This window comes from Duganella sp. 3397, assembly GCF_031456625.1.
GTDB lineage: Bacteria > Pseudomonadota > Gammaproteobacteria > Burkholderiales > Burkholderiaceae_D > Rugamonas > Rugamonas phyllosphaerae.
This window is the reverse complement of the sequence record NZ_JAVDVB010000005.1, coordinates 292494-305676: the sequence shown is the minus strand read 5'-3', so window position 1 is coordinate 305676 and position 13183 is coordinate 292494. Positions and strand designations below refer to the sequence as shown.

At 63.1% G+C, this 13183-nt stretch carries 12 protein-coding genes; 5 read left to right on the top strand and 7 right to left on the bottom strand.

Annotated elements, in window-relative coordinates; translation table 11 throughout:
* The first annotated feature begins 4 nt into the window (after positions 1–4).
* Positions 5–793, top strand: a complete 789-nt coding sequence (locus tag J2X54_RS17865) for a UDP-2,3-diacylglucosamine diphosphatase (protein ID WP_310182376.1) — start codon at positions 5–7, stop codon at positions 791–793.
* Positions 794–869: 76 nt separating this feature from the next.
* Here the strand turns inward: J2X54_RS17865 and J2X54_RS17860 are convergent, their stop codons facing one another.
* The 3 genes from J2X54_RS17860 to J2X54_RS17850 all read right to left on the bottom strand — a co-directional run bounded on the left by J2X54_RS17860 (position 870) and on the right by J2X54_RS17850 (position 4571).
* Positions 870–1619, bottom strand: a complete 750-nt coding sequence (locus tag J2X54_RS17860) for a tetratricopeptide repeat protein (RefSeq protein ID WP_310182374.1) — start codon at positions 1617–1619, stop codon at positions 870–872.
* 94 nt (positions 1620–1713) lie between these two features.
* On the bottom strand, positions 1714–2295 hold the full coding sequence (locus tag J2X54_RS17855) for a DUF1439 domain-containing protein (RefSeq protein WP_310182372.1): 582 nt from the start codon (positions 2293–2295) through the stop codon (positions 1714–1716).
* A 77-nt stretch (positions 2296–2372) separates the two neighbouring features.
* Positions 2373–4571 carry a SulP family inorganic anion transporter gene (locus tag J2X54_RS17850; RefSeq protein ID WP_310182370.1) on the bottom strand — a complete coding sequence of 733 codons (2199 nt, stop codon included), beginning with the start codon at positions 4569–4571 and terminating at the stop codon, positions 2373–2375.
* 480 nt (positions 4572–5051) lie between these two features.
* Between J2X54_RS17850 and J2X54_RS17845 the strand changes: the two genes are divergently transcribed.
* The 4 genes from J2X54_RS17845 to J2X54_RS17830 all read left to right on the top strand — a co-directional run bounded on the left by J2X54_RS17845 (position 5052) and on the right by J2X54_RS17830 (position 8048).
* The gene (locus J2X54_RS17845) at positions 5052–5762 is read left to right on the top strand and encodes a DUF72 domain-containing protein (RefSeq protein ID WP_310182368.1); all 711 of its coding nucleotides are present in this window, start codon (positions 5052–5054) and stop codon (positions 5760–5762) included.
* Between the two features lie 86 nt (positions 5763–5848).
* Positions 5849–6229 (top strand): GntR family transcriptional regulator, encoded by a 381-nt coding sequence (locus tag J2X54_RS17840; RefSeq protein ID WP_310182367.1) that lies wholly within the window; start codon positions 5849–5851, stop codon positions 6227–6229.
* Positions 6226–7101 (top strand): ABC transporter ATP-binding protein, encoded by an 876-nt coding sequence (locus J2X54_RS17835; RefSeq protein ID WP_310182365.1) that lies wholly within the window; start codon positions 6226–6228, stop codon positions 7099–7101. The genes J2X54_RS17840 and J2X54_RS17835 overlap by 4 nt, the downstream gene beginning before the upstream one ends.
* Positions 7098–8048, top strand: a complete 951-nt coding sequence (locus J2X54_RS17830) for a hypothetical protein (RefSeq protein WP_310182364.1) — start codon at positions 7098–7100, stop codon at positions 8046–8048. The genes J2X54_RS17835 and J2X54_RS17830 overlap by 4 nt, the downstream gene beginning before the upstream one ends.
* Positions 8049–8168: 120 nt before the next feature.
* On the opposite strand, the gene J2X54_RS17825 is transcribed toward J2X54_RS17830, so the two are convergent.
* The 4 genes from J2X54_RS17825 to rnr all read right to left on the bottom strand — a co-directional run bounded on the left by J2X54_RS17825 (position 8169) and on the right by rnr (position 13075).
* A complete protein-coding gene (locus tag J2X54_RS17825; protein WP_070250865.1) occupies positions 8169–8846 on the bottom strand; it encodes a YceH family protein in 678 nt (225 codons plus the stop codon).
* 30 nt (positions 8847–8876) lie between these two features.
* On the bottom strand, positions 8877–9614 hold the full coding sequence (gene cysE / locus J2X54_RS17820; RefSeq protein WP_310182362.1) for a serine O-acetyltransferase: 738 nt from the start codon (positions 9612–9614) through the stop codon (positions 8877–8879).
* A gap of 205 nt (positions 9615–9819) precedes the next feature.
* A complete protein-coding gene (rlmB, locus tag J2X54_RS17815) occupies positions 9820–10563 on the bottom strand; it encodes a 23S rRNA (guanosine(2251)-2'-O)-methyltransferase RlmB (RefSeq protein WP_019922191.1) in 744 nt (247 codons plus the stop codon).
* Positions 10564–10567: 4 nt separating this feature from the next.
* On the bottom strand, positions 10568–13075 hold the full coding sequence (gene rnr, locus J2X54_RS17810) for a ribonuclease R (RefSeq protein ID WP_310182360.1): 2508 nt from the start codon (positions 13073–13075) through the stop codon (positions 10568–10570).
* Positions 13076–13183 lie beyond the last annotated feature (108 nt).

Sequence of the window (13183 nt, the reverse complement as noted above, 5' to 3'; positions counted from 1 at the left end):
CTTGATGAGCAATACCCTGACCGGCGCGCGCGCGTCCGACGCAAGCGCGCTGTTCATCTCCGACCTGCACTTGCAGGCCGCGCAGCCCGCCATCACGGCAGCGTTCCACGATTTCCTGGAACGCCATGCGCGGCATGCGCCCCAGTTGTACCTGCTCGGCGACCTGTTCGAATACTGGGCCGGCGACGACGACATCAGCGATCCCTTCAACCAACACATCATTGCCGCGCTGCGCCGCGTGAGCGATGCGGGCACGGCCATCTACTGGATCGCCGGCAACCGTGATTTCCTGGTGGGCGCAGACTTTGCCGCCGCCGCTGGCGCAACCCTGCTGCCGGAAGTGTATATCACCGAGATCGGCGGCCAGCGCCTGGTGCTGGTGCACGGCGACGCCCAGTGCACCGAAGACGTCAAGTACATGGAGTTCCGCGCCATGGTGCGGCAACCAGCCTGGCAGCAGCAGTTCCTGGCGATGCCGCTGGCGCAGCGCAAGGCGATCATCGCCGGCATGCGCGAAAACAGCCGCAAGGACCAGGGCACCAAAGCCTACGAGATCATGGATGTGACGCCGCAGGCGATTGCCGACCTGTTTGCGCAGACCGATACCCGCGTCATGATCCACGGCCACACCCACCGCCCTGCCCTGCACCTGGTCGGCGACACGCGCCGCTACGTGCTGCCCGACTGGGAGCCGGCAGCGACGCCGCCGCGCGGTGGCTGGATTGCCATCGACGGCGCGGGCGTGATCACGCGCCATGGCCTCGATGGGGCTGTTACCCCTCCATCACTGTAACAATACGCTTGCTGCGGCGAGTGGGGACGGACCCCGTACCGGGTCCGTCCCCAGCTTTGCCGTGCGGGTTTGAGGCTTACCGCAATCCCGCCATCGCCGCATTCAGGCGCTTGATCAGCGGCTGGTTGAGGTCGCGCGTCTGCGGCGTCCAGCGCTCGATGGTGCGGCGCAATTCCACGTCCAGCGCGCGGGCCTTGTCGGTGTCGCCTGCGCCCGCCGCCCAGATCGCGTATTCGGCCTGGGTGGTAAAACCGCTGTAGCGACTCAACGCATGTTCGAACTCGGCACGGGCCTCGTCCTGGCGTCCGGCAGCTGCCCACGCCTGCGCCAGCAACAGCGATACCTGCTCGGCGCGGAAACCATCGTTGGCGGCGCGAATGGTTTGCAAGTGGCTGACGGCATCGTCGGCGCGGCCAGCAGCGAACGTGGCGCGCGCCGCGCCGAAGCGGATTTCCAGGTCGCCCGAAAACGGGCCTTGCAGGCAGGCTTCGTAGGTGGTTGCCGCCTCGGCCGCGTTGCCGCCTTCGAGCAGCGCGCTGGCCAGGCGCATCTGGTTTTGCGCGGTGGGCGTGTACTCGTACGCTTCGCGCGCCTCGCGCAGTTCGCGGCCCGGGTCCAGCGTCTTGACCGCCACCGAGGCCACCTTGCGCGCGCCTTGGTTGATGCGCGAGCTGGGCAGGTAGATGGCGATGAAATACACCACGCTGCCGATCAGCGGGAACATGAACAGGATCAGCAGCCAGTAAATCGGCTGGCCGTTGCGCACCGCGTGCACGGCAAAAAAGATCGCCACCAGGATGTGGATGCCGATGCCAAAAATTTCCATTGCTGCCTCTACAGTATCTTCAAGGAAGCGATTGTAGAAGCTTCAACGCGCCATCACAAGCGCCCGATCCCTAAGACCGGGCGCGCGGCCGGATTTACCTGCCTGCACGGCCTGGTTCGGCTGGCCGCAAGCGCGCCAGCAACGCACCGGGGCGGGTATCGATGGCGGTCAGCTCGAACTGCACGCCGGCGTAGCGCAAGTCTTCCGGTTTGAACGTATGCACGGCCACATTCTTGACCAACGTGTCGCTGAGCAGGTTGGCCACGCTGGCCAACTGGGCCTGCTTGCCCGCGTCCATATTGTCGAGCGCAAACTGGTCGACGTGGGTGTCGGCGATGTAGATGGTGTTGCGCACCGGGTCGACCTGGAGGCGGCCGGAGATGGCCATGTTGCCACGCCACGACTGGCGCGCCAGCAGCGGCGTGACGTTCAGGTCGAAGGTCAGCGCCACCCGGTTGTTCTCGGCCAGGATGGCCAGTTGCGGGTGGCTCAGCTCGACGTCGAAGATGCCCAGCACCCGGTGGTGCATGGGAAACTTGCGATCGAGGTTCTGCTGCAGCTTTTCCTGCCGGACCTCGATGTCGCGCGGGCCGATCAGGGCGGAGCAGGCCGACAGCACGCCGGCAATCAGCAGCAGCGACAGGGACAGTGAAAAATAGCGTTTCAGCTTGGTCATGAGGTGGTTCCATCGATGGGGATGGCGCCATTATGACCGAGCTGCAGCGCGCTGTCCCGGCAGCCTGTCGGACTTGACTAGGCGGCGATATGGAGCGGACGCTGCGGATCGAAGGTATCGGGCACGACCAGCTCGCCGAACTCGACGTTGCGCGAGGCGATGTCGTGGAAGGCGCCCACCAGCCCGATCTCGCCGCGGCGGATGGCTGCGCGCAGGAACTCGCTGCCGTCGATGATTTCGGCCAGGGAGTTTTCCACGTTGTGGCGCGCCACGCGGTCGCGCAGCTGCTTGTCGCCCAGGTGGGCGTGGTCGCCGCACTGGTGGATCGCCCACTGGATCTTGCCGGTAATGGCGCCGATGCTGTGCGAGCCTTCCTGCTGCATGGCCAGGCCGATCGCGCCGCACGACGAGTGGCCTTTCACCACGATCAGCTTGGCGCCGAGCTTGGCGGCAATTTCCAGGCTGCCGATGATTTCGCGGCTGATCACGTTGCCGGCAATGCGAATGGTCAGCAGGTCGCCCAGGCCGGCATCAAAAATGATTTCCGGCGACGTGCGCGAGTCGATGCAATTGACTACCACCGCCATCGGATGCTGGCCGCCGGCCGTGGCGCTGGCCTGGTGCACATAATCGTTCTCGAAGCGGCGTCCCTCGCGGAAGCGCTGGTTACCTTCCTTGAGCACTTGCAGCACGGCTTCGGGCGCCAGCTTTTTCTGCGTCGCGTGGTCGAGCACCGGCACGAACTGGTCGGGCGCATCCTGGCGATACACTTCGCGCAGGCCCACCACGCTCAGTTGCACGTCGCGCTCGGCCGCCACGGTGCGGTAGTCTTCGATCACTTCCATCGCATCGTGGTCGATATAGTCGGTGGCGGAGGCATTGATCACCACTTGCGAGCCGTCCGGGATATTCCACAGCGCTTCCTTGATGGTGGCCTTGTTCAGGAAGGAGACCTGGTTGGGCAGCTCCATCTTGATCACGTCGCCGATGTGCAGCTTGTATTGCTGCAGCGAGTACGGGTTGCGGAAGTTGCTGCGCAGCAGATAGAACAGGCCGGCGGCCAGGCCGATCACCACGCCGGTCAGCAGGTCGGTTGCGACGATCGCCACCACAGTAATGACGAACGGCATGAATTGCGTGCCGCCCTTGCGGTACATCTCGCGGAACACCGCCACGTTGGCCAGCTTGTAGCCGGTGGTGATCAGGATCGCCGCCAGCGCTGCCAGCGGAATCATGTTCAGCACGGGGCTCAGCAACAGTACACCGCCGAGCAGGAACATGCCGTGCAGCACGGCCGAGGCCTTGGTCCGGTTGCCCGACTGGACGTTCACGGTGCTGCGCACGATGACCGACGTCACCGGCAAGCCGCCACACAGGCCGGCCAGCATATTGCCCACGCCTTGCGCCAGCAATTCGCGGTTGGCCGGGGTTTCACGCTTGAGGGGATCGACCTTGTCCACCGCTTCCACGTTGAGCAGGGTTTCCAGCGACGCCACGATGGCAATCGTGATGCCCACCATCCAGACGTCGAGGTTGGCCAGGTGGCGCAGGTCGGGCAGCAGCAGGAAGGCGCCGGGATTGCTGGCGTCGAGCTGCGGCAGGTCCACCAGGTGGGTGGCGGTCACTGCCAGCGACGGCGCGAACGCGGCAAAGAAAGCGTTCAGGCCGATGGCGAACGCCACCACGAACAGCGGCGCCGGCAGCATCTTGAACTTGCCCAGCGGCGTCTTGCCCCAGTAGACCAGCATCAATATCGACAATGCCGAGATGACCAGCGCACCCGGCGTGATGAATTCGACGGCCCGGCCCAGCATCGAGACCAGGTTCTCGCCATTGCCCTGGAAGAAGGAGAAATTGTCGGCGTTCTTCGGATCGTAGCCGAACGCGTGCGGAATCTGGGTCAGGATCAGCAGGATGCCGATCGCCGCCAGCAGTCCCTTGATCACGCTCGACGGCACGTAATTGGCAATGAAGCCGGCGCGGCACAGCCCCATGACCACTTGCAAAGCGCCGGCGATGAGGATCGCCACCAGCAGGATCTCGAAGCCGCCGAGCTTGGTCACCGACGCCAGCACCACCGCCGCCAGGCCGGCAGCCGGGCCGCTGACGCTGGTCTGCGAGCCGCTGAGCGCCCCCACCACGATGCCGCCGATAATGCCGGAGATAATCCCCGACATTAGCGGTGCGCCGGAAGCGAGCGCAATACCGAGACACAGTGGCAAAGCCACGAGAAAGACCACGAGGGCGGCCGGAATATCATATTTAAGATTCTTCATGATGGGCGTCCATGTAAAAGTGTGAATGGCGACCAGCGCTTTACATCAAGGCGCAGGACGTCCTCCCGGATGAGCTGGGATAAAACAATAACGAAGATGAAAACAAAGTTTTTTATGCTGGCGATGCGGTTATTCCGCGTGCCGCGTCCTGCTCTGCCTTGCCGAAGGATCGCCTGGCATGGGTGGAGGACTTGTCTGGCGTTGAGCTTGGTAATAAATATAGCATGGACTTTTGCAGTGCACAAAAGTTTTTCAAGTTAATTTGCTTTAATATTTTTATTTCCAGAAATTAAAATTTCTGAGAAATATATTCAAATTATCCATCGGAAATTAAAATGATTTTTATTCTCGGCAATGTGAATAATCATTATGCAAATCAATAATTATTCGATCTACGTATTTTTACGTAATTGATTATACGTAGCCCATCACGCTAGAATGCGGGCGACGCGATTTTGCGCGGCGCCCTACAATCCCCCGATGAACACCACCATCCGCATCGGCTGCGCCGGCTGGAGTATCGGCCGCGACGTGGCGTCTTCGTTTCCCGGCGACGGCAGCCATCTCGAGCGTTATGCGCGCGTGCTCAACGCGGTAGAAATCAATTCGTCGTTTTACAAGCCGCACCAGCCCGCCACCTACGCGCGCTGGGCGGCCAGCGTGCCGGCCGCTTTCCGCTTTGCCGTCAAACTGCCGCGCAGCATCAGCCATGACCAGCGCCTGGTCGATATCGAGACGTTGCTCGCTGCATTTGCCGGCCAGGCCAACACGCTCGGCGACAAGCTCGGCTGCATCCTGGTGCAACTGCCCCCCAGCCTGCGGTTTGATGCCGCGGTGGCCAGCGCCTTCTTCACCGGCCTGCGCCAGCATTTCTCTTGTGCCCTCGCCTGCGAAGCCCGCCACGGCAGCTGGTTCGACGACGACGCCACGGCGCTGCTGCAATCCCACGCCATCACGCGCGTGATCGCCGATCCGCCGGCGGGCACAGCAGGGCCGTTCGTGCCCACGACCGAGATGGTGTACGTCCGCCTGCACGGCAGCCCGCGCATGTATTACTCGTCGTACGCCGACGAGTACCTGCGCGACGTGGCGGCATACCTTGCCGGGCGCGCGGCCTGGTGCATCTTCGATAACACGGCGTCGGGCGCGGCGCTGCCGAACGCCTTGCAACTCCAACGCGAAACGGCGTGAAACCAACGACGACCACAGCACCGTTGCCTTCTTGATTTTTAGTGTTATAGTTCACTACAACACCACATCAATAGAGGACTCCATGTATGTCAACGACAGGCTGGAATGACAACGCGCCGATTTATCGGCAGTTGAAGGACAAGGTGGTCGGCATGATGCTCGACGGCTTGCTCAAGGCAGGCGATGCCCTGCCCTCGGTGCGCCAGGTGGCGGCCGATTATCAACTCAACCCAATCACGGTGTCGCGGGCCTACCAGGAACTGGTGGACGAGGCGCTGGTGGAAAAACGCAGGGGATTAGGCATGTATGTAACCGAAGGCGCACACGACAAATTGCTGGCGAGCGAACGCGAGCGCTTCATGCGCGAGGAATGGCCGGCCATGCTCGAACGCATCCGCCGCCTGGGGCTGGACACCGCTGCCCTGCTCGGCGCCGCCACGACCACACCAGCAGGAGCGCAGCCATGAATGCCGAACTGAACAACTCGCCCGTGATCACTGCCACCGGCCTGACCAAGCACTACGGCAAACAGGTCGCGCTCGACAACGCCAGCTTTACCATCGGCGCCGGCCGCATCGTCGGCCTGGTCGGTCCCAACGGCTCGGGCAAGACCACCACGCTCAAGGCCATCCTCGGCTTGACACCGTTCGAAGGCGCGCTGTCAGTGCTGGGCCGCGACCCGCGCACCGAGCGCGAACTGCTGATGAACGACGTTTGCTTCATTGCCGACGTCGCCATCCTGCCCAAATGGCTCAAAGTAAAGGATGCAATCGACTTCGTGGCCGGCGTGCACCCGCGCTTCGACCGCGCCCGCGCCGAGCAGTACATCGCCAGCACCAAGCTCACGCCGAACATGAAAGTCAACGCCATGTCCAAGGGCATGGTGGTGCAACTGCACCTGGCGCTGGTAATGGCCATCGACGCCAAGCTGCTGGTGCTCGACGAGCCCACGCTGGGCCTGGACATCCTGTACCGCAAACAGTTTTACCAGAACCTGCTGGAAGACTATTTCGACGACCAGAAGACCATCGTCATCACCACCCACCAGATCGAGGAAGTCGAGCACATCCTGTCGGACCTGATGTTCATCGAGAACGGCCGCATTGCGCTCGCCGCCAGCATGGACGAAGTGGGCGAACGCTTTACCGAGGTGATGGTCGAGCCGCAGTTCGTGGCCGTGGCCAGCGCGCTGGGACCGATCTCGCAGCGCACCGTGTTCGGCAAGTCGGTGATGCTGTTCGATCGCGCCGACCGTACCCAGTTAGCCACCTTCGGCGAGGTGCGCACCCCCAGCGTGGCCGACCTGTTTGTCGCCACCATGAAAGGACAACCACAATGAAAACCATGAAATGGCTGGTCAAGCGCGAACTGTGGGAACACAAGGGCATGCTGGTGTGGACGCCGGTGGTGGTCGCGGGAATGATCGCGGCGCTGGCGCTGCTGGCGATTTTCCTCGGCAAGCAGGTACAGTTTTCCGGCGAGGCGGCCGCCGCCCAGAGCCTCACCGTCAGCATCCACGGCCAGGCTCGCGCCAGCCTGGTGGACACGCTGGCGCAAGGCTATATCGTCGCCGCCGTGCCGGTGTACATGGTGCTCGGCTTCCTGGTGTTTTTCTATTGCCTGGGGGCGCTCAACGACGAACGCCGCGACCGCAGCATCCTGTTCTGGAAGTCGCTGCCGGTATCGGACCGGACCACGGTGCTGTCCAAGGCCTTCACTGCCCTGGTGGTGGCACCGCTGATCGTGGTGGGCATCGCCCTGGCGCTGTCGCTGGTCCTGCTGTTGGCGGTGGTCATCAAGCTGTCGCTGCATGGCACGGTGCTGTTCGGCGACCTGCTGGCCACGCCCGAGTTGTACCTGGCGCCGCTGCGCGTGCTGGGCCTGTTGCCGGTGTATGTGCTGTGGGCGCTGCCGACGGTGGGCTGGCTGTTGATGATCTCGAGCATGGTGCGTTCGAAAGTGTTCGTGTGGGCCGTAGGCCTGCCGCTGGGCGCTGCGCTGCTGATGGTGTGGGGACAGAAGATGCTGGGCTTCGACCTGAACGTCGGCTGGTTCATCAGCAATATCACCAACCGGGTATTGCTGGGCGTGGTGCCGGGTTCGTGGGTATGGTTTGACGGTCGCACATTGGTGCTGTCGGAAGAGCATGGACTGCCGACAGCGGCTTCCGCCTTCATGTATTCGTGGTCGACGCTGGGTAACGTGGGGCTGTGGATCGGTGTCGCGGCCGGAATTGCGATGATCGCGGTGGCGATACGCATGCGCCGCCGCCGCGAAGAAGGCTAGCGCCTGACCCAGCCTCCAGCGCGGCGTTGCAACTCCTCGCCGTACTTTCGTACTGCCTTCGTCGCTGCGCCTTGCTCTGAAGGCTGGATCAGGCGCTTGCGGCGCTTGCGGCGTTTGTCGTTATTCGAACTGCTGGCGGAACTCTGCGAACTGCGCGGTCAGGTCCTCGACCTGGCGGCGCAGTTGCTGGACTTCCTGCTCCAGCGCGCCGATTTTTGTTCCCTGCCCCGCACCACCGACAGACCCACCGAGGCTGGCCGCAGTTTCCTCGCGTGCCAGCGCTTCTTCGCCGGCCAGCAGGTGGCCGTAGCGCGGCTCCTTGGTGCCGGGCGCCAGCGGCAGTTTCGACACCAGCGGCGGATACTTGTCGATCAAGAATTGCAGCGCATGTTCCACCTCGGCCACCGACTTGAAGTCGTGCAGGCGGCCGCTGCGGGTGCGGATTTCGCCGGCCGTTTGCAGACCGCGCAGCATCAGCATGGTCAGCACCGCCAGCTTGTCCTGCTCGAGCGAAAACTTGATGCGCAGGCGGTGCTCGTACTTGGTCACGCGCGCGCCGGCCTGGGTGATGCCGTTGACGTACTTGTTCTGCATCAGCCGCTGCAGCACCTCGGCCACCGTGTCTTCCGAGATCGACATCACCGGGTCGCGGCTCGACAGCTGGTTGCAGCCGTTCACCAGCGCGTTGAGCGACAGCGGATAGTTGTCGGGCGTGAGCGCTTCCTTCTCGGCCAGCACGGCCAGCACGCGCAACTCGAACGGGTCCAGTATCTCGAGGCCTTCGGGCGTAGTTTCCATCTGCAGCGTTCCTTCTTGTGGTTATTCGTGTTATTCGACGAGCTTGTTCAATTGATCGGAATTTAATTTATCACATTCAGGCACGCCCTGACACTCGAGCCCGGCTGCGCACATGGTAGCCACCAGGCGCTCGATGCGCGCTTCCTGCTTCACGGCGTTTTCGATCAGGCTGCGCAGCGCTTTCGACAGCGGATCGTCGCCGTTGGGTGTGACGCCGTAGGCAGCAAACGGATTGGCGGCGGCATTGAGCAGATCCTTCTGCACGATGTGGGCCGGGTTGCCGACCGCCGTGGCGCCCGGCGGCACGGGTTTGAGCAGCACCGCGTTCGAACCCACCTTGGCGTAGTCGCCGACAGTAAAACCGCCGAGCACCTTGGCGCCGGCGCCGATGATCACGCCGCGTCCCAGGGTCGGGTGGCGCTTGGCGCCGGTGTGCAGCGACGTGCCGCCCAGGGTGACGCCCTGGTAGATGGTGCAGTCGTCGCCGATTTCGGCGGTCTCGCCGATCACCACGCCGAAGCCGTGGTCGATGAACACGCGGCGGCCGATGGTGGCGCCGGGGTGGATTTCGATGCCGGTGATAATGCGCGCGCAATAGGAGATGAAGCGGCCGAGCCACTTGGCGCCATGCCACCAGCACCACGACGCCCAGCGGTGCATGACGATGGCCTGCAGGCCCGGATAACAGGTGAGCACTTCCCAGGCGTTGCGCGCAGCAGGGTCGCGTTCGATGATGCTGTTGATGTCTTGGCGCAGGTGGTGGAACATGGGTGTTCGAGTGACAACGGAAACGCGTATGGTAGCGTATCTGGAGGGGATGCGCCGGAGGAACCCCCGGCACAGCGGGGTCGGACCCCGTACGGGGTCCGACCCCATGGGTCTCAGGGGTAAACAGCGCCCGTACGGGGTCCGACCCCATGGGTCTCAGGGGTAAACAGCGCCCGTACGGGGTCCGCCCCCATTGGTTTTGCGGTTACGCTTCCTTGGCGATACGCTGACGGCGCGCTTCGTACAGGCACACGCCCGACGCCACCGACACGTTCAGACTCTCGACCGAGCCGAACATTGGAATGCTCACCAGCACGTCGCAGGTTTCGCGCGTGAGGCGGCGCATGCCCTCGCCTTCCGAACCCATCACCAGCGCGGTCGGGCCGGTGAAGTCGGCTTCGTACAAGCCTTTTTCGCCGTCGTCGGACGTGCCAATCAGCCAGATGTCGCGCTCTTTCAGTTCGCGCAGCGTGCGCGCCAGGTTGGTCACCGTGATGTAAGGCACGGTTTCGGCAGCGCCGCTGGCGACCTTGGCGGCGGTGGCGTTCAGGCCCACGGCGCGGTCTTTCGGCACGATCACCGCGTGCGCGCCGACACCGTCGGCCACGCGCAGGCAGGCGCCCAGGTTGTGCGGATCGGTGATGCCGTCCAACACCAGCAACAGCGGCGGGCCGTCGATGGCGTCGAGCAGTTCATCGAGGTTGCGCGCCAGCGCCAGCTGCGACGCAAAGGCGATCACGCCCTGGTGGCGGCGGGTGCCGACGATCTTGTCGAGGCGGGCCGAATCGACCGGCATGATGCGCACGCCGGCTGCCTTGGCGTTGGCGACCAGGTCCTTCATGCGGCGGTCGTCGCGCGTGGCGTCGATAAAAATCTCTTCCACCGACGAGGCCTCGTGACGCAAGCGCGAGGTCACCGCGTGGAACCCGAAAATCATTTTGTTCTTCATTTACTTATCGCTTCTTCTTACTTTTTGCGGCAGGTTTTGCTGCCTGGGGTGCTGCCGGGGCAGGCGCCGCGGCATTGTTCTTGCTGCGGCCACCACGGGAACGGGACTTGGGTTTGCTACCACCGTTGTTGCCACCGTTGTTGCCACCATTATTGTCCGCTGCCGTGGCTTTCACCTCGTGGCGCTGCGACGTGGTCGGACCCGGCTTGATGTTGGTCTTGTTGCGATCCTTGCCGCCATTATTGCCATTGTTGCCGCTGCCTTCAGGCTTCGGCGGCGGCGCGTCGGGACCGGACAGGCGCAGGTCGATCTTGCGCATTTCCAGGTCCACCCGCACCACTTGCACGGTCACGCGGTCGGTCAGCTGGAAGCGCTTGCCGGTGCGCTCGCCCTTGAGCTCATGGCGGGCGTCGTCGTACTGGAAGTAGTCGGAACCGAGGTCGGTCACGTGCACCATGCCTTCGACGAACAACTGGTCGAGCTGGACGAAGATGCCGAACGTGGCCACGCCGGTGATGATGCCGGTGAATTCTTCGCCCAGTTTATCCTGCATGAAGTAGCACTTGAGCCAGGCTTCGACATCGCGCGACGCTTCGTCGGCACGGCGCTCGTTGGCCGAGCAGTGCACGCCGAGCGCATCCCAGATCGTCAGGTCGGCGGCTTTTTTCTCTTTGCCTTCGGCCTTGTCCTTGGCCTGCTGCTTGCGCGTGGCGTTAGAGACGTTGGTGTTCAGTACGCTCGACTCAGGGATCTTCGGCTCGTATTTTTTACCGGCCAAAATCGCCTTGATGGCGCGGTGCGTCAGCAAGTCCGGATAGCGGCGGATCGGGCTGGTAAAGTGGGCATACGCCTCGTACGCCAGGCCGAAGTGGCCGATATTGTCGGGGCTGTACACCGCCTGCTGCATCGAGCGCAGCAGCATGGTTTGCAGCAGCGATGCGTCCGGGCGCTCCTTGATCTGGCGCATCAGCGACGCGTAGTCGCCGGCGGACGGCTTGTCGCCGCCTTCCAGGGTCAGGTTCACCTGCTTGAGGAAGGTACGCACCTGCTTGAGCTTTTCAGCGGTCGGGCTGGCGTGGATACGGTACGTGCCCGGGTGCTTGTTGCGGATCAAGAGATCGGCCGCGCAGACGTTGGCGGTCAACATGCATTCCTCGATCAGGCGGTGCGCATCGTTGCGGGTGCGCGGGATGATCTTTTCGATCTTGCCGGTCGATGGATTGCTGACGATATAGGTTTCGGTGGTCTCGAAGTCGATCGCGCCGCGTTCGCTGCGCGCTTTCAACAAGGCCTGGAACACGTCGTACAGGTTTTCCAGGTGCGGCACCAGGCCCGGACGGCGCTTCGCTTGCGGCCCCTTCTTGTCGCCGAGGATGTCGGCCACTTCGGTGTAGGTCAGGCGCGCGGCCGAATGGATCACGGCCGGGTAGAACTGGTAGGCCTTGATCTCGCCCTTGGCGGTGACAACGGCGTCGCACACCAGCGTCAGGCGATCGACGGCCGGGTTCAGCGAGCACAGGCCGTTGGACAGTTTTTCCGGCAACATCGGGATCACGCGGCGCGGGAAGTACACCGACGTGCTGCGTTCGAGCGCGTCGGTATCGAGGGCGTCGTTCGGTTTGACGTAGTGGCTGACGTCGGCAATAGCGACGATCAGGCGGAAGCCGTTGCTGCGGCCGATTTTTACCGGTTCGCAATAGACCGCATCGTCGAAGTCGCGCGCGTCTTCGCCGTCGATGGTCACCAGCGGCACATCGCGCAAATCGACGCGCTCGCCCAGGTCGCCTTCGCGCACGTGGTCGGGCAGCTTGTTGGCCTGCTTGAGCGCGGCTGGCGAAAACACGTGCGGCACGTTGAACTTGCGCACGGCGATTTCGATCTCCATGCCCGGGTCGTCGAGCGAACCGAGGATTTCAACGATCTTGCCCACCGGCTGCTTGAAGCGCATCGGCTGCTCGGTCAGCTCAACACTGACGACCTGTCCGGCCTTGGCTTTGCCGACCGAACCTTCGACCAGGACGTCCTGGCCGATGCGCTGGTCTTCGGGTGCGACCACCCAGACGCCGTTTTCATTGAGCAGGCGGCCGATGATGTGGGTATTGGCGCGGCTGACGACTTCGACAATCGTGCCCTCCTTGCGGCCACGACGATCGACACCGATCACCTTGGCCATCACGCGGTCGCCATGCAGCACTTTCTGCATTTCTTTTTCTGGCAGGAACAGGTCTTCGCCCGGCTCATCCGGGATCACGAAGCCGAAACCGTCGCGGTGGCTGCTGACCTTGCCGGCGATGAAGCCGGTATCTTCAGCGAGGGTGAAATTGCCGGCCTCGTCGACGACGATCTGGCCGTCGCGCTGCATGGCATTCAGGCGGCGCGAGAGCACGGCCTGGGCGTCGGTCGAAACGTCGAGCGACTTCGCTACCGCGAGCAGGTCAAGCGACCGTTGGGCGCTGCGGAAGATGCCGAGAATTTCCTCACGGCTTGGAATGGTGTGTGTAATTTGGCTCAAAAGTTATTTCTATGGTGTTGTGATTGACAGTGTTCTCGGTGTTTCCGGCCTGGCAAAGTCGTCGCGGTGCATATATATGCCGCGACGACAGCCGTAGTGTACTTGGAA